General features: G+C 67.9%; 20 protein-coding genes. 9 read left to right on the top strand and 11 right to left on the bottom strand.

The window, feature by feature from the left end:
• Window positions 1-43 precede the first annotated feature (43 nt).
• The gene (locus Y710_RS01250) at window positions 44-1,591 is read right to left on the bottom strand and encodes an MFS transporter (protein ID WP_045537471.1); all 1,548 of its coding nucleotides are present in this window, start codon (window positions 1,589-1,591) and stop codon (window positions 44-46) included.
• A 118-nt stretch (window positions 1,592-1,709) separates the two neighbouring features.
• On the opposite strand from Y710_RS01250, the gene Y710_RS18640 reads away from it, so the two are divergent.
• Window positions 1,710-1,847 (top strand): hypothetical protein, encoded by a 138-nt coding sequence (locus Y710_RS18640; protein ID WP_156150444.1) that lies wholly within the window; start codon window positions 1,710-1,712, stop codon window positions 1,845-1,847.
• Between the two features lie 39 nt (window positions 1,848-1,886).
• Here Y710_RS18640 and Y710_RS01245 read toward each other — a convergent pair whose 3' ends face one another.
• From Y710_RS01245 to Y710_RS01225, 5 genes are all read right to left on the bottom strand, one after another.
• Complete coding sequence (locus tag Y710_RS01245; protein ID WP_045537469.1) at window positions 1,887-2,318, bottom strand: DUF6918 family protein; 432 nt, start codon at window positions 2,316-2,318, stop codon at window positions 1,887-1,889.
• Window positions 2,319-2,332: 14 nt separating this feature from the next.
• Window positions 2,333-3,193, bottom strand: coding sequence for a MaoC/PaaZ C-terminal domain-containing protein (locus tag Y710_RS01240; RefSeq protein WP_062366007.1), 861 nt, complete (start codon window positions 3,191-3,193; stop codon window positions 2,333-2,335).
• A gap of 3 nt (window positions 3,194-3,196) precedes the next feature.
• Window positions 3,197-4,927 carry a 3-oxosteroid 1-dehydrogenase gene (kstD, locus tag Y710_RS01235; protein WP_039867740.1) on the bottom strand — a complete coding sequence of 577 codons (1,731 nt, stop codon included), beginning with the start codon at window positions 4,925-4,927 and terminating at the stop codon, window positions 3,197-3,199.
• A 119-nt stretch (window positions 4,928-5,046) separates the two neighbouring features.
• Window positions 5,047-5,904, bottom strand: coding sequence for a class I SAM-dependent methyltransferase (locus tag Y710_RS01230; protein ID WP_062366005.1), 858 nt, complete (start codon window positions 5,902-5,904; stop codon window positions 5,047-5,049).
• Window positions 5,905-5,952: 48 nt separating this feature from the next.
• A complete protein-coding gene (locus Y710_RS01225; RefSeq protein WP_062366120.1) occupies window positions 5,953-6,750 on the bottom strand; it encodes a VOC family protein in 798 nt (265 codons plus the stop codon).
• Window positions 6,751-6,950: 200 nt separating this feature from the next.
• Here Y710_RS01225 and Y710_RS01220 point away from each other — a divergent pair, with 200 nt between their 5' ends.
• A complete protein-coding gene (locus tag Y710_RS01220) occupies window positions 6,951-7,574 on the top strand; it encodes a ClpP family protease (RefSeq protein ID WP_006897265.1) in 624 nt (207 codons plus the stop codon).
• Window positions 7,571-8,158, top strand: coding sequence for a ClpP family protease (locus tag Y710_RS01215; protein WP_006897264.1), 588 nt, complete (start codon window positions 7,571-7,573; stop codon window positions 8,156-8,158). Before Y710_RS01220 ends, Y710_RS01215 begins: the two co-directional genes overlap by 4 nt.
• 2 nt (window positions 8,159-8,160) lie before the next feature.
• On the opposite strand, the gene Y710_RS01210 is transcribed toward Y710_RS01215, so the two are convergent.
• From Y710_RS01210 to Y710_RS01200, 3 genes are all read right to left on the bottom strand, one after another.
• Entirely contained in the window at window positions 8,161-8,475 is a 315-nt protein-coding gene (locus tag Y710_RS01210) for a helix-turn-helix domain-containing protein (protein WP_006897263.1), read from the bottom strand.
• Between the two features lie 86 nt (window positions 8,476-8,561).
• Window positions 8,562-8,945, bottom strand: coding sequence for a hypothetical protein (locus Y710_RS01205; protein ID WP_006897262.1), 384 nt, complete (start codon window positions 8,943-8,945; stop codon window positions 8,562-8,564).
• Window positions 8,945-10,111, bottom strand: coding sequence for a 3-ketosteroid-9-alpha-monooxygenase, oxygenase component (locus tag Y710_RS01200; protein ID WP_039867754.1), 1,167 nt, complete (start codon window positions 10,109-10,111; stop codon window positions 8,945-8,947). Before Y710_RS01200 ends, Y710_RS01205 begins: the two co-directional genes overlap by 1 nt.
• A gap of 157 nt (window positions 10,112-10,268) precedes the next feature.
• Between Y710_RS01200 and hsaA the strand changes: the two genes are divergently transcribed.
• The 6 genes from hsaA to Y710_RS01170 all read left to right on the top strand — a co-directional run bounded on the left by hsaA (window position 10,269) and on the right by Y710_RS01170 (window position 16,233).
• Window positions 10,269-11,453 carry a 3-hydroxy-9,10-secoandrosta-1,3,5(10)-triene-9,17-dione monooxygenase oxygenase subunit gene (gene hsaA / locus Y710_RS01195; protein WP_006897260.1) on the top strand — a complete coding sequence of 395 codons (1,185 nt, stop codon included), beginning with the start codon at window positions 10,269-10,271 and terminating at the stop codon, window positions 11,451-11,453.
• Window positions 11,454-11,491: 38 nt separating this feature from the next.
• Window positions 11,492-12,406 carry an iron-dependent extradiol dioxygenase HsaC gene (hsaC, locus tag Y710_RS01190; RefSeq protein WP_062366003.1) on the top strand — a complete coding sequence of 305 codons (915 nt, stop codon included), beginning with the start codon at window positions 11,492-11,494 and terminating at the stop codon, window positions 12,404-12,406.
• Between the two features lie 126 nt (window positions 12,407-12,532).
• Window positions 12,533-13,108 carry a 3-hydroxy-9,10-secoandrosta-1,3,5(10)-triene-9,17-dione monooxygenase reductase subunit gene (gene hsaB / locus Y710_RS01185; protein ID WP_045537461.1) on the top strand — a complete coding sequence of 192 codons (576 nt, stop codon included), beginning with the start codon at window positions 12,533-12,535 and terminating at the stop codon, window positions 13,106-13,108.
• A complete protein-coding gene (locus Y710_RS01180; RefSeq protein WP_082781235.1) occupies window positions 13,099-14,295 on the top strand; it encodes a hypothetical protein in 1,197 nt (398 codons plus the stop codon). The genes hsaB and Y710_RS01180 overlap by 10 nt, the downstream gene beginning before the upstream one ends.
• 26 nt (window positions 14,296-14,321) lie before the next feature.
• Entirely contained in the window at window positions 14,322-15,104 is a 783-nt protein-coding gene (locus Y710_RS01175; RefSeq protein ID WP_062366001.1) for an SDR family oxidoreductase, read from the top strand.
• Window positions 15,097-16,233: a sulfotransferase family protein gene (locus Y710_RS01170; RefSeq protein ID WP_062365998.1), complete on the top strand. Its 1,137-nt coding sequence runs from the start codon at window positions 15,097-15,099 to the stop codon at window positions 16,231-16,233. Before Y710_RS01175 ends, Y710_RS01170 begins: the two co-directional genes overlap by 8 nt.
• A 45-nt stretch (window positions 16,234-16,278) precedes the next feature.
• Here Y710_RS01170 and Y710_RS01165 read toward each other — a convergent pair whose 3' ends face one another.
• Both Y710_RS01165 and Y710_RS01160 read right to left on the bottom strand, forming a co-directional pair.
• Complete coding sequence (locus Y710_RS01165) at window positions 16,279-17,778, bottom strand: HNH endonuclease signature motif containing protein (protein ID WP_062365996.1); 1,500 nt, start codon at window positions 17,776-17,778, stop codon at window positions 16,279-16,281.
• An 86-nt stretch (window positions 17,779-17,864) separates the two neighbouring features.
• Window positions 17,865-18,734, bottom strand: a complete 870-nt coding sequence (locus tag Y710_RS01160) for an alpha/beta fold hydrolase (RefSeq protein ID WP_062365994.1) — start codon at window positions 18,732-18,734, stop codon at window positions 17,865-17,867.
• Window positions 18,735-18,872 lie beyond the last annotated feature (138 nt).

The raw sequence follows: 18,872 nt of genomic DNA, 5'->3' as shown, positions 1-18,872 counted from the left end.
CTCGGCGACCGTCGAAGCGAGAGGCCCCGGCGGACGGAGGTGCTCAGTCGTCGAGGCGGGGTTCGGGTGCGAGGACCGCGCGAGGAGCGAACCAGCCGAGGAAGGCCGCGCCCGCGAGCAGGATCGAACCGAGCACCAGACAGGCGGACTGCAGCGGAGGCAGGAACGCCGCATACGCGCCCTCGGTGATCTTCTCGGCGAGCGAAGACGCCTGCGGTGGCAGGTGACCGGCCACCTCCACGGCACCCGCCAGCGAGCCGCGCACCCCGTCGGCGGCGCGTTCGGCGGCGTCCGGGTCGATCGTCGCCAGCTGGTCGTGGACGTCCTGCGCGGTGCCGGTGATGCGTCTGTCGTACCCGGCCGCCAGGATGCTGCCCGCCAGGGCGATACCGATCGCCGCACCGAGTTCGCGGGCGGTGTCGTTGACAGCCGATCCGACGCCTTGGTTCTCCAACGGGGTATTGGACATGATCGCGGTGGTGGACGGGGCCGTCGCCAGCCCGATACCGACAGCGCACACGCCGAGCATCACGCCCAGCTTCCAGTACACGTCGGCGTCGACGATCCCGAGCGCGAGCACGCCGGCCGCGGCGATCGCGATGCCGGTGGCGAGGACTGCGCGCAGCGAGTAGCGGACCGCCACGAGGTTCCCGATCATGGCGAAGACGCCGACGCCGACCACCATCGGGAACAGCGCGACCGCCGACTTGAGTGCCGAGTAGCCGAACACCAGCTGCAACTGCAGGAGCAGCAGATAGAAGACGCCGAAGGAGGCGAGGAACTGCAGCGCCACCGACAGTGAACCGGCGGCGAAAGCGCGGTTGCGAAACAGGTTCACGTCGAGCAGAGGCGAGGATCTGCGCAGTTCGATCACGATGAACGCGGCGATCATCGCCGCGCCACCGATCAGGCAGATCAGGATGAGCGGGTTCGTCCATCCCCGATGCGGCGCCTCGAGCAGGCCGTAGACGACGGCGGCGATCGCGGTCATCGACGTCAGCGAGCCGATGTAGTCGAACCGTCCCGGGGCGTCGTCCTTCGAACTGCCGATCGTGACGGTGAGCAGGAGGGTGGCCACCGACGACGCCGCGAACGTGATGAAGACCGAATGCCATCCGAAGAAGTTGAGCAGAACCCCGGTGACGAAGAAGCCCATTATCGCGCCGGCCCCGGCCACGCCGGCCCAGATGCTGATCGCGAGCGCGCGCTTCTCACGGGGGACACCGGCCGTGATGAGCGACAGTGTGGCCGGCATGATCATCGCGGCGCCGACTCCGGCGACCACGCGGGTGAGGATGAGCTGGGTGGGGGTGTCCACCCAGACCGCGGCCAGTGAGCCGATTCCGAAGACCACCAGACCGATCATCAGAACCGGCTTGCGTCCGATCCGGTCGCCGATCGCACCCGCGGGCAGCAGCAGCGCGGCCAGTACCAAGGTGTAGCCGTCGATGATCCACGTCATCTGCGCGGTGGTGGCGCCGGTGGCGCGGGCGATGTCGGGCAGCGCGGTGTTGAGCGCGGCCATCGCCGCCACCACCAGGCTCACCGCCAGACAGGCGACGAGGATCAGCCACGCCGTCGCGAAGGTCATCGAATCGTTGCTGGTTCTTTGCCCGACACGCACAGTCTGTTCATCGCCTTCTTTTGTAACTTGTGACACATTGGTCACACGGACAACAGATCACGATCTCGAGGGAGAGTTGATCACCATGGCTTCCAACCAGCTGACGTCCGGCGTCACCGAGATCCGGCAGGGCCGAATCCACATCTGGCGTCTGCTCGCGATGGTCGCGGTTCTCGCCGCGATCCTCACCGTCCTGCTCCTGATAGTCGCAAGCGCGGCTTGATCGTCTTCACGATCAAGCCGCGCTCGCGTCGTCACTGAACTAGCCCGCGTACTTCTCGACGACCGCGCCCACCGGGTACAGAGCGTCGATGACGTGGCCCTTGGCCTTGCCACGGACGCTCTTGTACGCCTTGGCGAGGACCGACGGGGCGCTCTGCGCCTGTCCGTCGGTGACGGCGAGCAGCGCCTCGGCGGCCTGGTCGCCGTTGGCTGCCAGGTGGGCGCCGAAGGGCGTGCCCGCGGGCTTCGAATCCCACAGCGGCGAGAGCGCGCTCATGAAGTCGGGCAGCATCTTGTTCGTCGCCACCTGGACCACGCCCGGCTTGAACTTCTGAGCCGCCGAGTACGCGGTCTTGATCGCCGCGCCCGACAGGCCGGACTGCTTCTTCACCTCCGCGTCGATGACGTCGGCGAAGTCGGAAGCCATGGCTTCGCGGTTGGCGTCGAGCAGGGGCAGGAGCGAGGCGGTCATGCAGAGCCTTTCGGTCAGGATTCGATGAACACGACGTTGCTCAGGGCCGGTGCGTCGTCGCGGTCGACGACGGTGGTGGCCACGAGCAGTCGGTCGCCATCTTCCCAGGCGCGGACTCGGAGCGTCTCGCCGGGGAACACAACTCCGGCGAAGCTCACACCGTAATCGGCCACGGCCGAGACGTCGCCGCCGAAGACCTCGTCGACCACGGCCCGGCAGACGCTGCCGTACGTGCACAGCCCGTGCAGGATCGGCCGCGGGAAGCCGGCCTCGGACGCGAATTCCGGATCGCTGTGCAGGGGGTTTCGATCACCGCACAGTCGGTAGAGGAGCGCCTGGTTCGGCTGGGTCGGCACCAGGATCTCGCGGTCGGCGGCGCGGTCGGGGAGATCCACCCGGGTCGACGAGCCGCGCTCGCCGCCGAATCCGCCCTCGCCCTTGGCGAAGATCGACGATCGTGCCGTCCAGAGCGGCTCGCCGTTCTCGTCGCGAGTGACCGATTCCTGGATGACGACCGCGGCCGAGCCCTTGTCCTGCACCTCGGCGATGCGCGTGCGGGTGGTCGCGGTGCCGGTCGCGGGCAGCGGCCGGTGCACCCGCACCTGCTGGGCGCCATGAACCACCTTCGACAGGTCGATGTCCACTCCGGGGAACGACACCTTCGGTGCCTCGGTGGCGTTGAACGTCGCCGCGACGGTGGCGAACGACGGCAGTACCTTCGGCTCCGAGTCGTGGACGTACTGCAGACCCGCGGTGTCCAACGGGTCGTGGGCCCCGCCCACGGCGAGGTTGTAGAGCGCCACTTCGCGCGGCGTCCACGAGAACGTCACTTCACCGAGGTCGGCGCCGGCGGCGACTGAGGGATCGATGGGCATGAATCAGGCTCCTGCGTGCGAGACGGTGGCGTTCTTGGCCTTCTCGACGGCGTCGAGCGCGGCGAGATATCCGAACACCATGGCCGGGCCGATCGTGGCGCCGGGACCGGCGTAGGTATGGCCCATCACCGGCGCGCTGGTGTTGCCCGCGGCGTAGAGGCCTTCGATCACGCTGCCGTCGGCTCGCAGTGCGCGTCCCGCGGTGTCGGTGTTGACGCCGCCCTTGGTGCCCAGATCGCCCGGAACCATCTTCACGGCGTAGAAGGGCGCCTTGTCGACGACGCCGAGGCTCGGGTTGGGCTTGTTGGTGATGTCGCCGTAGTAGTGGTCGTAGGCGCTGTCGCCGCGGTGGAAGTCCTCGTCCTTGCCGCTGCGGGCGAATCCGTTGAAGCGCTCGGTGGTGGCCTGCAGCTTGTCCGCGGGCAGGCCGGTCTTCTCGGCGAGCTCGGCGATGGTCGTGGCCTTCACGACGACGCCCGACTTGAGCCAGCTCTTCGGCAGCGGCTGTCGTGCGGTGACGCCTGCGAACAGGTATCGGTTGCGGCAGCGCTGATCGAAGATGAGCCAGCCGGGCACGTTCTCGCCTGGGCCGTCGCCCTGGCCGAACTGGCCGCCGTACATCTGGTGGACGGCCTCGACGTAGGGGAGCGATTCGTTCATGAAGCGCTCGCCCCGGGTGTTCACGATGAAGGTGCCCGGCACCGAGCGTTCCGAGAGCGCGAACCACGGACCCTTGGGCAGCGGAATGGTGGGTCCCCACCAGGCGTCGTCCATCAGGGAGACGTCGGCGCCGACCGCGAGCGCGGCGTTGATGCCGTCGCCGGTGTTGGTCGGTGCACCGGTGGTCCACTCGCTGCCGATCGGCGCGCGCTGGTACTTCGCGCGCATCTCGGCGTTGTGCTCGAAGCCGCCGCTGCCGAGGATCACACCGTAACGGGCACGCAGTTCGGTGGCGGCGCCGTCACCCGTCCCTACCTTGACTCCGACCACGGCGCCGTTGTCGGTCACCAGATCGGTCAACGGAGTGTTGAGCCGGATGTCGACGCCCGCCTGCCGGCAACCGAGCAGCAGCTCCGCGGCCAGGGCGGCTCCCATGGCGATCATCTTCTTGCCGCGGCTGCGGGCCCAGAAGAAGCGTGCACCGACCTTCGCCATTCGGACGGGGCCGCGCCAGTGCCGGAATCCGGTGTTGAGCCAGCGGTAATCGGACTGCAGGACGACCATGTTCAGCGGTGCCTTGGTGTACTGGGGATGCAGCGTCGCGAGATCGTCGCCGAGGCGTCGGGCGTCGAACGGCTTGGGCTCCACCGAACGTCCCATCGCACGACCGCCGGGGGCCTCGGGGTAGTAGTCCGAGTATCCCTTGACCCACTCGAGTTCCAGTGGTGCATGGGCGATCAGATAGTCGAGAGCCTCCGGTCCGCGGTCGATGTAGGTGTCGATCCGCTCGGCGGGAGCGTGCTCGCCGATGATGGCGTGGGCGTACTTGCGTGCTTCCTCGGGGGTGTCCTCGACGCCGTCTCGGCGCAGGATCGAGTTGTTCGGAATCCAGACGCCACCACCGGACCGCGACGTGGATCCGCCCCAGTACGGCGACTTCTCGATGAGGACGGTCTTGAGGCCTTTGCTGGCCGCGGTCAGCGCGGCCGCGAGACCGGCGCCGCCGGCACCGACCACGATGACGTCGAACGTCTCCGGCTCGCCGGCTTCGGTGTTCATGGCTTCGGTGGTCATTTCCTGCCCTTCGTCTGCATGCTGCGCTCATCGCGCCAAAGTAGAACGTGTTGCAGAACAGCCTAAACTAGAACACGTTCGCACTGAAAGGGCGGCTCGAGACTGACGGTGGCCGTGACTCAGGCGGCGGCCGTCACCAGCCAGCAGTGATTCGGGTGCTTCACCGCACCGTCGACGAGGTTGGCGCGCAGATCGGCCCGGACGCGGTCGAGGAGTTCGGCCCAGCCCGCCTCGCCGAGCGTGCCGCGGACTCGGTCGGAGACGAGTTGTCCGCTGCTGGTGGCGAGGATGACGGCGAGACGTTCTTCGACCCCGTCCGTGCGACCGCCCGCGCCGTCGGGAGTCGAGTAGTCGCTCTCGAATGTGAAGGGGTCGATGGAGATCTCCGACCAACTGGAACCGTCGAGAATCGATCGGAGGTAGTCGCGGTCGTCGAAGGCCAGCGGGCCCGGAGTGCCCGGCGCCGGACGTTCCGGCGGCTCGTCGAGCGCGGAGACGAGTGTCTTGGTCCCGAGACTGAAGATCCGGTTGCTTGAGCCCTCCTGCCAGCAGATGAACGCGAGTCGACCGTCCGGCGCCGCCGCTCGGCGGATGTTCTCGAACGCTTCGACCGGACGGTCGAAGAACATCACGCCGAATCGCGACACGATGCGGTCGAAGCCGCGGTCGCCGATGAGCCCGCGCAGATCCGCGGTCTGCGCGTCGGCGACCACAGCCCGTGCGCCGGGAACCCGACGGTTCGCTGCGTCGACCATCGCGGGCGAGATGTCGACGCCGACGGCATCCGTGCCTGCGGCGACCGCCGCCTCCAGGAGCGTGCCTCCGCCGCATCCCACATCGAGAACGGAGCCGGTCAGGTCGGCGGCTTCCACGAGCGCTCGGGTGGCCGGAGCGAAGATCGCATCGAAGATCGCGTCCTGTTCAGCCCACGCCGCCCCGTGCTGAGTCCAGTCGGGTTGCAGAGAGTCGTTCGCCATGTCTGGGACGCTATCGGCGGCGACACTCGGTCCGCAACGGATCGTGAGTCACATCCCGGCGGGCGGGGTCGCGACGCAGATGGCGGCGCCCATCGGGTCCTTGAACGAGGCGAGGACGCCGTACGGCGTGTCATCGGCGGGCATCAGGATCTCGCCGCCCAGCCTCCCGACAGCGGCGAGCGTGGCGGGGACGTCGTCGACGGTGATGTACACCTGCCAGAACGACGGGTGCCCGTCGCCGAGCATCCCGGCCGCGTCCATGATCCCGGCGGTGCCTTCGCGGCCGTCGCCGCCGGTCACCATCACCTGCGCGTAGCGGCCCGGCCCGTCTGAGCCGCCGCCGATCTCCTCCAGTTCCCAGTCGAATACCCGCGGGTAGAACGCCGATGACGCGGCGTAGTCCATCGACATCTCGTCGAACCAGTACGGTGTGCCGGGCTCGCCGCGCCGCACGAAGCCGGGGTGCGTTCCGGGCTGCCAGACGCCGAACGCCCCGCCCGCCGGATCGAGATACACGGCCATGGTCCCCATGTCGCCGACCGGCATCGGCGGCACGACCACGCTGCCGCCCGCCGCGGTCACCGAGTCGGTGGTGGCACTAGCGTCGTCGCTGCGGAAGTACACCGACCAGACATTCGTGGGCCCGTTGTCGGAGCCGCTCATGGGCATCAGGCCGGCGACGCGCGACCCGCCGGCGGTGAAGTTGCGGTAGCCGCCGAAATCGGGGGACGGCTCCTCGATCGACCAGCCGAACAGCGTGCCGTAGAAGTCGGAGGCGCGGTCGACGTCGCTGGTCATCAAGTCGAACCAGATCGGGGCGCCGGGCGCGGCGGAATAGGAGGGCATGACGGTCTCGCTTTCGTTCGCGGTGGCTGTCGCTGAAATGGACGTCACCTGTAGATCCTTCTCCATCGCCGCTTCGGTGTCCACGGTCACGCTGTCTCGCCTTGCGTGCCGACGGTCGCGGGGGCCGGGTCCGCCGTCGGCGGATCCGCTGCGGGCAGATCCGCATGTACCGGCACCGTCCGACGGCGCACGCTGGTGCCATGACGAAACCCGATGAATCCCAACACTTCACCCGCGACGACCGCCAAGACCTGTATCGGCGGCGGGTCGTGGTACTCGACGGCCAGTTGGACGACGACAACGGCACCCTTCTCGCGACGCAGATGCTCTCCCTGGCCGCGGCCGACGACAGCGCCGACATCTCGCTCTGGATCCACTCACCCGGCGGGTCGGTTCCGGCGATGCTCGCGATCCGGGACGTGATGAACGTGGTGCCGTGCGATGTCTCGACCCTGGCTCTCGGGATCGCCTGCAGCGCGGGACAGTTCCTGTTGTCGGCGGGGGCCCGGGGCAAACGCCGGGCCATGCCGCACGCTCGCATCCTCATGCACCAGGGGTCGGCGGGTATCGGCGGAACCGCTGCCGATGTGGAGTTGCAGGCCGACGACCTGCGGTACACGCGGGACACGGTCCTGGGCCTGATCGCCGAGGACACCGGCCGCCCGCTGGAACAGATCTTCGAGGACTCGATCCGCGATCGGTGGTTCAGTGCGGAGCAGGCACGCGACTACGGTTTCGTCGACGAGGTGGTCGGGAACTTCACGGACGTGGTCCCGCACGCCGATCGGACCGGTTTCGGCCTCACGGGGAAGGCTGCGCGATGAGCTCCTACCCGATCCCGAACGTCGTCGAGCGGACGCCCGCCGGCGAACGGTTCACCGACGTCTACTCGCATCTGCTCGCGAGCCGGATCGTCTATCTCGGCACTCCGATCGACGCGGGCGTCGCGAACGCCCTCGTCGCGCAGTTGATCTACCTCGAAGCCGACAACCCCGACCGGGATATCGAGCTGTACATCAACTGCGAAGGCGGCGACCCGGCGGCGATGCTCGCGATCTACGACACCATGCAGTACATCCGGCCGCCGGTGGCCACGACGTGCGTGGGGCAGGCGGTGTCGGTGGGAGCGGTGCTCCTCGCGGCCGGGGCGCCGGGCAAGCGGTCCGCGACGCCGCATTCGAGGCTGGTGCTGCATCAGCCTGCGGCGGAGGGACGCGGCACGATCCCCGACTTGATCATCCAGGCCGACGAACTGGTGCGCGTGCGATCGCAGATGGAGCGAATCCTGGCGCGCCATACCGGGCACGACGAGGCGGAACTGCGCGCCGACACCGATCACACGCGGGTGTTCACCGCCGCCGACGCCGTCGGCTACGGGTTGATCGATCAAGTGGTCGACGAGCGGTGACCTCAGGCCGCGCAGGCCAGCGCGGTCGGACGCGACGGCGCCGGGGCCGTCGCGGTCGGCTGCGTCTCGCGGAGGTGCTCGCCGACCGCTACGGTCACGTCGCCCAATGTGGTGTCCAGGGCGCCGACCACGGCGGCGATCATCTCACTGGAGGGATCCTTTCGTCCGCGCTCGATCTCCGACAGATACTGCACCGACACTCCGGCGCGGGCGGCGGTGTCGGCCAGACGTTCGCCCCGCCGGAGCCGAAGGCTGCGCAGATGTTCTCCGAGCGCTTCCCGGAGCAATGGTGTGCGGACGATCGCGACGACTCCCATGACTCCAAATTAGGCCAGGCGGGGAAGACGACGCCGCCGACTCTGCTCAGAGCAGAATCGGCGGCGTGGCTGTGGGGAGACCGACCTCACCAGTAGCCGTCGGGATCCTCTTCCGGGGACTCGCTCGGGATGATGCCCTCGGCGACCCCGTGATCGATGCTCGCCGACAGCCGCGGGCACGTGGGCAGCAGTGCGGCGTTGCCGCCCGAGGCCCGGATCTCGGAGATCTGCGAGCACCGGGCCAGCGCGTCGTCGTTCCACTGCACGCTGGTGTGGTGCGCGCTGGTCTTCTTCACCATCACGTGTGCGTGGCATGTGCGGCACTCGATGTCCGTCATGCCGCCGGTGAGGTAGTGCTTGCGGTCCCGGGCGGTGGCGTCGGCGATCGCGGCGACGCGCTCGGGATCGCCGGCCCACTGCGGGGCCTTCGCCCAGCCGGGGACCGCGGCCCGCTCGTCGGCGCGAGTCATCAGACCGACGCGCCCTCGGAATCGTTGGCCTCGGCCTCGGCGGCCTCCTTCTCGGCCTGGATCCGCAGGTTCTCCTGGACTTCCTTGTTCCAGGTCTCCTGAGCCTTGGCGGTGTCGATCTCGTACTCGAAGCGGCCCGTCATCTCCTCGGTGACGTCGGCGACGTCCACGTAGAACTGCTCGTACCAGCGTCGCAGCTGGTAAACGGGTCCGTCCTCCTCCACCAGCAGCGGATTGTCGATGCGGGTCTTGCGCTTCCAGATCGCGACGTCCTGCATGAACCCGACTTCGACGCCCTTGGTGATCGTCTTGACCATGCCGTCGGTCTGCTCGGGCGAGAGTCCCTGCGGGATCTTCGCCATGACGCCGAACATGAGGACGAACGAGTTCGAGTCGATGGGGTAGTGGCAGTTGGTCAGAATCGTCTCGACCGAGTACTTACCGTAGTACTGCACCATCGGGTTCAGCATGTAAGACGGGCCGTAATACGCGGCGATCGACTCCAGCCGGGTGTCGCCGTAGGCGGTCGAGATGCCGACGTCGGGGCGGCCGTGGCTGTTCATGTACTGCGCCGCGGTCTCACCTTCGAAGACGTTCTTGAAGTAGTCCGGCAGCGCGTAGTGCACGTAGAAGAAGTGCGCCATGTCGACCACGTTGTCGATGATCTCGCGGCAGTTGGAGCCCTCGATCACGAGCTTGTTCCAGGTCCACCCGGTCCACTCGTCGGTGCCGAACTCGGCGAGTTCGGGAATGATGACGTCCTCCGGCGGCGGGTTGCCCTCGGGATCGTTGTAGACGAAGACCTGGCCGTTGCGGATCATCGTCGGCCACGTACGGGTCTTGGCCAGCTTCGGGTGCCGCTTCGCGTAGGGCACCTCGGCGCAACGCCCCTTGCCGTTCCACTGCCATCCGTGGAACGGGCACGCCACGTTGTCGCCCTTGACGGTGCCCATGGACAGGTCGGCGCCCATATGGCGGCAGTAGGCGTCCAGAGTGTGGATGTCGCCCTTGCTGTCGGCCCACACCACCAGCTTGGTACCGAAGATCTCCAGCGAGTGGGTCTCGCCGTCGTTGTACTCGTCCACCAGGCCGATGCAGTGCCAGCCTCGCGCGAATCGGGTGGGGGGCGTGCCGGTGTCGATCTCCCGGATGTCGGTGTCAGCCATCTTCTCGGCCTCCTCGTCGGTCTCGTTTCGGGCTCTGGCCCGTCTGACTCGATAGTAGAACATGTTCCACTAGAATGAGAACGTGTTCTAGTCCAAAACGAGAACGTGTTCTAATATTGGTCGTAAGTCGATGACGGCACACGAACAGGAGTGACTCATGTCAGCACAGCGGAGCGAAGCCGCGCAGCAGGTTCTGGACAAGATCGATGCATTGCTGCCGGATCTCGCGCAGCGCGCGCAGTCCACGGAGGATGCGCGACGCATCCCCGCGGAGGTCGCGGACATGCTCCAGGAGACCGGCTTCTTCAAGCTCCTGCAGCCCGCGCAGTGGGGCGGTCACGAGACCGACCCCGTCACCTTCTACGAGGCGGTGCGCCGTCTGGCCACGGCCTGCGGTTCCACCGGGTGGGTCGCAGGCATCGTCGGTGTCCACAACTGGCATCTCGCGCTGTTCAGCCAGCAGGCGCAGGAAGACGTCTGGGGCGAGGATCCCAATGTCCGCATCTCGTCCTCGTACGCACCGATGGGCATGGGTGAGGTCGTCGACGGCGGCTACAAGGTCAACGGCTCCTGGGCGTGGTCGTCCGGCTGCGACATCGCCGACTGGGTGGTCGTCGGCGGACCGGTCATCAAGAACGGCAAGCCGGTCGACTTCGTCAGCTTCCTGATCCCGCGGACCGACTACAACATCAAGGACGTGTGGAACGTCGTGGGCCTGCGCGGCACCGGCTCCAACACCATCGAGGTCAAGGACGTCTTCGTTCCCACGCACCGGGTTCTGAGCTTCGGCGTCATGAGCAAGGGCGCCGCTCCCGGGCTCGAGCGCAACACGGCGCCGGTCTACAAGATGCCGTGGGGCACCATCCACCCGTCGACCATCTCGACCCCGATCGTCGGCATGGCCTACGGCGCCTACGCCGCCCACGTCGAGCATCAGGGCAAGCGCGTCCGCGCCGCCTACGCGGGCGAGAAGGCCAAGGACGATCCGTTCGCCAAGGTTCGCATCGCCGAGGCCGCCTCGGACATCGACGCCGCGTGGCGTCAGCTCTCGGGCAATCTGCAGGCCGAGTACGACCTGATCGTCGCCGGTGAAGAGGTGCCGATGGAACTGCGTCTGGCCGCGCGCCGCGACCAGGTCCGAGCGACGTCGCGTGCGATCGACTCCATCGATCTGCTCTTCGAGAACTCCGGCGCGCACGCACTGGAGAACGGGACGCCGATCCAGCGTTTCTGGCGCGACGCCCACGCCGGCCGCGTTCATGCGGCCAACGACCCGGAACGGGCCTACCAGGCCTTCGGCAACGGCGAGTTCGGCATCCCCATCGGCGACACGATGGTATAGCGCGACGGCCCGACTACTTGACGAGGAACGACGAACACATGACTGACGACCAGAGCCCGATCCGGTCTCTCGGCTACATGCGGATAGACGCCACGGACATGGACGCGTGGCGTGAGTACGGGCTGAAGGTGCTCGGCATGGTGGAGGGTTCGGGGTCCATCCCGGGCGCCCTCTATCTGCGGATGGACGACTTCCCGGCGCGCCTGGTGATCGTGCCCTCCGATCGCGATCATCTCGCGTGCTCGGGCTGGGAGTGCGCCACCGCGGCCGGGCTGCAGGAGGTCCGTGACCGGCTCAGCGCCGCGGGTGTCGAGTTCCGGGAGGGCACCCCGGAGGAGATCGCCGACCGCCGCGTCGACGAGTTGATCGTCTTCTCCGATCCCGACGGGAACGTCCTCGAGGCCTTCCACGGGGTGGCGCTGCAGCATCGCCGGGTGGTGAGCCCGTACGGCCACACCTTCGTCACCGGCGAGCAGGGCCTGGGTCACGTGGTCCTCACCACCACCGACGACGCGCGGGCGCTGACGTTCTACCGGGACGTTCTGGGCTTCCGGCTCCGCGACTCGATGCGGCTCCCGCCGCAGGTGGTCGGGCGTCAGGAGGGTGAGGAGCCGGCGTGGCTGCGGTTCTTCGGTTGCAACCCTCGGCACCACTCGCTGGCGTTCCTGCCGATCCCGAACAGCACCGGCATCGTGCATCTGATGGTCGAGGTCGAGAACTCCGACGACGTCGGCCTGGCCCACGACCGCGCGCTGCGCAGGAAGGTGCCGATGTCGGCCACGCTCGGTCGCCACGTGAACGACCTGATGCTCTCGTTCTACATGAAGACGCCCGGCGGCTTCGACGTCGAGTTCGGTTGCGAGGGCAGGCAGGTGGACGACACCGACTGGATCGCCCGCGAATCGACGGCGGTCAGCCTCTGGGGTCACGATTTCACGATCGGTATGAAGTAGGTCCGAGCCCGTTCCGCCGGTCGAGCGAGCGGAGTGAGTCGATTGCCCACTCCGTCCGCTCGGCCCGATCATCCGGCCGCACTGCACCCGACCCACTGCATCCGACCCCACCGAAGGGAAACCGACATGACTCCGCACTCCCCGTACGGGACCGACGACTTCGACTCCCGGCAGTTCCGGACCGCGATGGGCCAGTTCTGCACCGGGGTCACGGTGATCACCACGCTCGACGAGGAGGAGAAGCCGGTCGGCTTCGCCTGTCAGTCGTTCGCGGCGCTGTCGCTGGACCCGCCGCTGGTCCTGTTCTGTCCGCAGAAGACGTCGCGAACCTGGCCGGTGATCGAGGCGCGGGGGCAGTTCTGCGTCAACGTGCTGTCGAACCGGCAGCAGGATGTCAGCGCGACCTTCGGCGCGCCGGGGGCCGACAAGTTCAAGTCGATCACCTGGGATCCGTCGCCCGCGGGGCTGCCGGTGCTGCGGCACAGTCTCACCTGGGTGGAGTGCTCGGTGGACTCGGTCACCGACGGGGGCGACCACTGGATCGTCATCGGGCGGGCTCAGATCCTCGGCGAAGTGCTGCAGGACAAGCCTCTGCTGTTCTATCGCGGCGGCTACCTGTCCACCGAGCATCCGCGGGTGACGCCGGCTCAGGCCGAACTCGACAACTTCCTCACCTGGACCGGAGGCGACACGTGGCTGTGACCGAGCCCGCGGAGTCGGTCACCGCGCCGTTCACCGCGGCGATCGCCGAAGCCGAGGCGCTGGTGCGCAGTGCGGACTTCGCCGAGACCGACGCCGAGCGCGCGGAGGGTCTCGACTATCTGGCGGGCGGCATCTCGTCGATTCTCCAGGTGGCACGCGCGGGGGAGAAGACGCATCCCTATTTCGTGACTTCCACGGGGCCGTACTCCAAGATGGGGCTCGACAACCCGGACACGCTCTATTACCACGCGACGGTGGTTCCCGAGGCCACGTACGTGGTGCGGGGCGTGCGCGGCACCACCGCTGATCTGGCCTTTCAGGTGATCCGGGGCAATTACACGGCGGATGAGGTCCCCGGCGGAGAGACCGCCTTCGACGATCGCGTGATCCCGATCGCCGACGACGGGAGTTTCGAGATCACGTTCGGGCCGGAGCGGCCGGGAGTGCCCGACGGCACCCACTTCGTGCTGGGTGAGGGCGCGACCATGCTCTCGGTCCGGGAGGTGTACAGCGACTGGGCCGCCGAGCAGAAGGGTTCGATCACCATTGAGCGGGTGGACACCGTCGGACTTCCACCCGCGGAACTCTCCACCGACCGGATCGCCAAGCGCTACGCCGTGGCGGCGAAGATGCTGACCTCGCGCGTGAACACATGGTTCAACTTCCCCAAGTGGTTCTACCTCGGTGAGCCGGTCAACACCTTCACGGCGCCGCGCACCACGCCGGGCGGGTTGGCGACTCAGTACTCGTCGGTCGGTCACTTCGATCTGCCCGCGGGCCGGTCGATGGTGGTGACCGTGCCGTGCTCCGATGCGCCCTACCAGGGCTTTCAGCTCGGCAGCATGTGGTACATCTCGCTCGACTATGTGAATCATCAGACGTCGCTGAACTCGGCTCAGACTCAGGTGGACCCGGACGGAATGATCCGGATGGTGATTGCGGCGAACGATCCGGGAATCGCGAACTGGGTGGAGACCACCGGCCGGCGGCGCGGCATCCTGCAGTTCCGGTGGCAGCGGACCGATGCGCCGATCACTGCCGAGCAGGGTCCCACGGCCGTGGTGGTGGACGATGCCGACGTTCCCTCGCATCTGCCGTACTACCGGGACAACCGGATCGACGCCGCCGGCTGGGCAGAGCGGATCGCGGTCCGGCAACGGGCATTCGCCCGCCGGATGCTCGGATAGACAGGCTCGGATAGACAGGACGGGTAATGGCAGGTCTTCTCGACGGAAAGATCGTCGTCGTCTCCGGAGTGGGTCCGGCGCTGGGCCGTGCGGTGTGCGTGCGTTCCGCGGCCCAGGGGGCTCGCGTGGTGCTCGCGGCACGGACCGAGTCGCGGCTCGCGGAGATCGCGGCCGAGATCCGGCAGGCGGGCGGCGAGGCGCTGACCGTCCCCACCGACATCACCGACGATTCCGCGGTGGCGAACCTCGTCGATCGCACCGTGGCCGAGTTCGGCGGGGTCGACGTCCTGGTCAACAACGCCTTTGCGGTCCCGTCGATGAAGCCGCTGGGCCGCACCGACTTCGACCAGATCACTTCCGGTCTCGACCTCACCGTGCTCGGCACACTTCGAGTCATCAAGGCGTTCACGCCCGCGTTGAGCGAGGCGAACGGGTCGATCGTGAACGTCAACTCCATGGTGATCCGGCATTCGGAGCCGCGTTACGGCAGCTACAAGATCGCTAAGTCGGCGCTGCTGTCGATGTCGCAGACACTGGCCACCGAGCTCGGCGGCGAGGGGATTCGGGTCAACAGCGTCGCGCCCGGATACATCTGGGACGACCAGCTGAAGTGGTACTTCGGCGAGGTCGCGAAGAAATACGGGATCACCCCGGAGCAGGTCTACGAGCAGACCGCGTCGCGCAGCGATCTGAAACGGCTGCCGGAGCCGGCGGAGATCGCAGACGCGGTGCTGTTCCTCGCCTCCGACCTCGCGCGGGCGATCACCGGACACACTCTCGACGTGAACTGCGGTGAATACCATGACTGAGTCCCGAACCACTGTCGGCACGGTCGACGAACTGCACGAGGCGGCGATCCGCGCCGTCGGCCTCGACGACTTCGGCGACACGGACTACCTCGAAGGTCTCGAGGTGCTGCTGTCGTCGTACGCGCAGTCCGCCGATCTGGAACCGTTGGGCAGCAAGATGTTCCGCTACTTCCTCAAGGGCGCGCTGATCGCACGGCTGCTCAGCGAGGCGGGGTGGAAGAACAACCCGGATTACGTGCGGGTGCCGGTGGAACGGCCGGTGTTCGTCACCGGACTGCCGCGGACCGGCACCACCGCGTTGCACAGGCTGCTGGCCGCCGACCCCGCCCATCAGGGGCTGGAGATGTGGCTGACGGAGTTCCCGCAGCCGCGGCCTCCGCGCGAGACATGGGACGCGAACCCGGTCTTTCAGCGGATAGACGCCGGGTTGTCGCAGCATCACGTGGAGAACCCGGAGTTCATGGGGCTGCACTACATGGGCGCGGCCGAGGTGGAGGAGTGCTGGCAACTGCTGCGGCAGTCGCTGATGTCGATCTCGTACGAATCGCTCGCGCACATTCCCGAGTACTCGGAGTGGCTCGCGCAGCAGGATTGGACGCCCGCCTACGAGCGCCACCGGCGCAATCTCCAGCTCATCGGCGGCAACGACGTCGATCGGCGCTGGGTGCTGAAGAACCCGAGCCATCTCTTCGCGCTCGACGCGATCATGGAGGTGTATCCCGACGCTGTCATCGTGCAGACACATCGCGCGCCGGAGACGATCATCGGATCCATGTGCAGCCTCGCCGAGCAGGCGACGGCGGGCTACTCGCGTGCGTTCACCAGGGACCGGATCGGGCAGACGCAACTCGATCTGTGGTCGCGCGGTCTGCACGCGTTCTCTCGGGCGCGCGAGAAGTACGACCCGGCGCAGTTCGTCGACGTCGACTTCACCGATCTGAGGGCGGACCCGTTCGGAACCGTGGAGCGCGTGTACGACGCGATCGGTGCCGAGTTCACCGACGCCGCCAAAGGGGCGATGACCGCGCTCGACGAGGATTCCAAGTCGGGCGACCGCCGGCCGCAGCACAAGTACGCGCTCGCGGACTACGGGCTCACCGCAGATCAGGTGCGCAAGGCGTTCGCGTAGGAGCGGTCCACGCTCAGATCCTCGGGGCGCGCGGTGCTCCGCCGGTCAGGCGGCGATGAGGCGGGCGAGGTAGGCCTCGCCGCGGGAGTCGCCCGGTGCGGGCGGGGCGTGCGGACCCTGATCGGGCAGGAGTTCGGCGTGGTGGATCTGGTTGACCCTCCACCCTTTCCGAGGGTACCGAGCAGCGACGGGTCGCCACGCGATGCGCCCGGCGTGTGGACCGTCGATGAGAAGCATCGTCTCCCAGTCGCCGAGGGCCTTGCCCACTGAGCGATTGTGACGGCCGCACGCGGCCCCGAGGTGGTCGACATCGGTGGGGCCGCCGTCCGCGTAATCGGGGAAGTGGTGGGCCTGGGTGCGGGAGAACGGGGCTGCGCAGCCGGGGGCGGTGCAGCCGCGGTCGCGGGCGAAGAGCATCAGCCGCTGGGCTTTCGACGCGAGGCGTCGTCCCCGACCCAGGTAGAGGGCCTGGCCGGTGTGGTGAGAGAACACCGCCAAATGCGGAGTCGCGTCGGCAGCGACTTCGATCAACTCAGCGACGGGCAGCCGAGTACCCGTCGCGGTCAAGGCGACACCCGCGTGCTCGCGCAGTTCTTTGTCTGTGACGGTGACGACGATCTGCGACGACAGCCGGCCGTTCCCGGTGGTTGCGGCGGCGGTCAGTGCGCGTTCGGCGTCGAGCAGCGCGACGAGGGCGTCGTGGCCGCGTTGTCCGGCGGTGCGGTCGTCGCGCTCGGCCGCAGCGGCGACCGCGGCGGGGTCGGCGACTTCGCACGCCCCGCGTGGAGACTCCGGATCTGCCGGGTTGTTCATGCCGGGTGCGGCCCACGAACCCAACAGGAGTTCGAAGCGGGCCCGCAGCGCCGGGGTCAGGGACGCAGTCACTTTGCTCATCAGCCGCCGGTCCTGCGGCATCAAGGCGAACTTGCGGTGCCGCTTGCGGTCCCGCTCGTCGGTCAGTGATCCGTCGGGGTCCAGGTGCGCTAGCAGCCGGATCCCGGCGGCTCGGACGCCGTCCGGGGTCAGCTCCCGCGCCACAGCAGCCAACTGGGCCTCGGCCTGTTCACGCGTCAGTGGGTCGACGGCGGCCGGGATTCTGTCCATGATCGCATCGATCTCCCGGACGTGGGCCGCACCGATGACCCCGTCGGTGACCGCATCGGCGGTGGCCAGGCGCGCCGGTGGGAGGGTTTGGCCCTGTAGTCCGGTGAAGCGGCCGATCGCGGCAACGCTGGTCCGTCGGCGGCGGGCCTCACCGTCGCCCAGACGCAGTCCCGAGGACAGGTACTGATGCAGTGACAGGTAGCCGTCCTTGCGGTAGGCGCCGCGGTCGGAGACCTCCACCAGCAGCGCGGCGTCGACGGCGTCGAGCCGGCGGTGCACTCGCTCGAGAACCTCGGCGATCTCGAGGAGCTGTTCCTCGGTGGCGGCGGTGAACCGGGCAGCGGCGAGTGCAACCGTCGCCCCCTCGATCATGGCGACCAGGGTGGCCGGATCTGTTGGCAGCGCCGTTGACGGCTCGGCTTCCGTCTGATCTGCATCCATCCGACTCACCCCCTATCCGTGTCGTCGATCACTCACTATCCGATTGTATGTACGAAGTCTATCGCGGGGGTACGACAAGGCCTGGGTTACAAACCGCTACGGTCCAGGAATCCCTCGATCGCCGCGGCGAAGACCTCGTTGTCGTCTCCGGCAACCATGTGGCCTGCGCCGCTGACGTCGGCGGTCTCCGCGTGGGGGATCAATGCGCGCATGTGCTGCACGCCGGCGTCGCTCACAACATCCGACTTCCCGCCGCGGACGATGAGCGTCGGAACGGTGACGTTCCGGGCGGCCTCGGCCAGGCGTTCGGGATCGGTGTGCCGGCGCGGTTCGTCGCCGTCGCCCGACCGGATGAACTGCGGGTCCCAGTGCCAGTACCAGCGTCCGTCGTCGCGGCGTCGCACGTTCTTGCGCAGTCCGTCCAGGGTCGCCGGACGTGTTCGTGCCGGGTTGTACGCCGCCACCGCGTCGGCCACCTCCTCCAGGCTCGCGAATCCGTCGACGTGATCGGTCATGAACGCCTTGATGCGGTCGATGCCCGTCTGCTCCACGTTCACCACGATGTCCACCAGCACGAGCGCCGCCGCGGCCGACGGGTCCTCGCCCGCGGTGCAGAGGCCGGTGATGCCGCCGAGCGACGCACCGACGATCACGGGGGCGCCAGACAGTGTCGGGAGCACGCCGCGCAGGTCGGAGACGAACGCCTCCAACCCGTAGTCGTGGTCGCGCGCCCAGTCGCTGTCGCCGTGTCCGCGCAGATCGATGGTGTAGACATCCCGTCCGCGCGAGACCAGGGCGGAGGCGGTGCGGTCCCACGAATGGCGGGTCTGCCCTCCGCCGTGCAGCAGCAGCGCGGGAGCGGCCGCGGGGCCGGAACCGTTCGCGCGCCAGTGGTCGCCGCGCAGTGTGAGGTCGCCGATTTCGACAGCGAAGGACTGCGGGACTGTGACGGTCATGATGGCGGCCTTCCGATGCGACGATTTCCTCTCTTGTGGGTACTACATATCGGAGTCGTCCGCGTGGGTGGGGTGTCGTGCGCGCCGGAATCGAGCAAGTGACGAGTCATTGGTGAGCATCCGCACATTAGAGTTCGG

Origin of the sequence: Gordonia sp. QH-12 (assembly GCF_001578675.1) — a bacterium.
Lineage (GTDB): Bacteria > Actinomycetota > Actinomycetes > Mycobacteriales > Mycobacteriaceae > Gordonia > Gordonia sihwensis.
The sequence above is the reverse complement of the archived record's forward strand: the minus strand, read 5'-3'. Positions and strand labels throughout refer to the sequence as shown.

Bases quoted from the DNA above. Each gene is read 5' to 3' on its own strand.
- Y710_RS01225 (WP_062366120.1), bottom strand. From the start codon at position 6,750: ATGCCCTCCTATTCCGCCGCGCCCGGCGCCCCGATCTGGTTCGACTTG.
- Y710_RS01220 (WP_006897265.1), top strand. From the start codon at position 6,951: ATGACGAAACCCGATGAATCCCAACACTTCACCCGCGACGACCGCCAA.
- hsaA (WP_006897260.1), top strand. From the start codon at position 10,269: ATGTCAGCACAGCGGAGCGAAGCCGCGCAGCAGGTTCTGGACAAGATC.
- Y710_RS01240 (WP_062366007.1), bottom strand. From the start codon at position 3,193: ATGCCCATCGATCCCTCAGTCGCCGCCGGCGCCGACCTCGGTGAAGTG.
- Y710_RS01205 (WP_006897262.1), bottom strand. From the start codon at position 8,945: ATGACTCGCGCCGACGAGCGGGCCGCGGTCCCCGGCTGGGCGAAGGCC.
- Y710_RS01245 (WP_045537469.1), bottom strand. From the start codon at position 2,318: ATGACCGCCTCGCTCCTGCCCCTGCTCGACGCCAACCGCGAAGCCATG.
- hsaB (WP_045537461.1), top strand. From the start codon at position 12,533: ATGACTCCGCACTCCCCGTACGGGACCGACGACTTCGACTCCCGGCAG.
- Y710_RS01175 (WP_062366001.1), top strand. From the start codon at position 14,322: ATGGCAGGTCTTCTCGACGGAAAGATCGTCGTCGTCTCCGGAGTGGGT.
- Y710_RS01250 (WP_045537471.1), bottom strand. From the start codon at position 1,591: ATGACCTTCGCGACGGCGTGGCTGATCCTCGTCGCCTGTCTGGCGGTG.
- Y710_RS01230 (WP_062366005.1), bottom strand. From the start codon at position 5,904: ATGGCGAACGACTCTCTGCAACCCGACTGGACTCAGCACGGGGCGGCG.
- Y710_RS18640 (WP_156150444.1), top strand. From the start codon at position 1,710: ATGGCTTCCAACCAGCTGACGTCCGGCGTCACCGAGATCCGGCAGGGC.
- Y710_RS01165 (WP_062365996.1), bottom strand. From the start codon at position 17,778: ATGGATGCAGATCAGACGGAAGCCGAGCCGTCAACGGCGCTGCCAACA.
- Y710_RS01200 (WP_039867754.1), bottom strand. From the start codon at position 10,111: ATGGCTGACACCGACATCCGGGAGATCGACACCGGCACGCCCCCCACC.
- Y710_RS01215 (WP_006897264.1), top strand. From the start codon at position 7,571: ATGAGCTCCTACCCGATCCCGAACGTCGTCGAGCGGACGCCCGCCGGC.
- kstD (WP_039867740.1), bottom strand. From the start codon at position 4,927: ATGACCACCGAAGCCATGAACACCGAAGCCGGCGAGCCGGAGACGTTC.
- Y710_RS01170 (WP_062365998.1), top strand. From the start codon at position 15,097: ATGACTGAGTCCCGAACCACTGTCGGCACGGTCGACGAACTGCACGAG.
- Y710_RS01160 (WP_062365994.1), bottom strand. From the start codon at position 18,734: ATGACCGTCACAGTCCCGCAGTCCTTCGCTGTCGAAATCGGCGACCTC.
- hsaC (WP_062366003.1), top strand. From the start codon at position 11,492: ATGACTGACGACCAGAGCCCGATCCGGTCTCTCGGCTACATGCGGATA.
- Y710_RS01210 (WP_006897263.1), bottom strand. From the start codon at position 8,475: ATGGGAGTCGTCGCGATCGTCCGCACACCATTGCTCCGGGAAGCGCTC.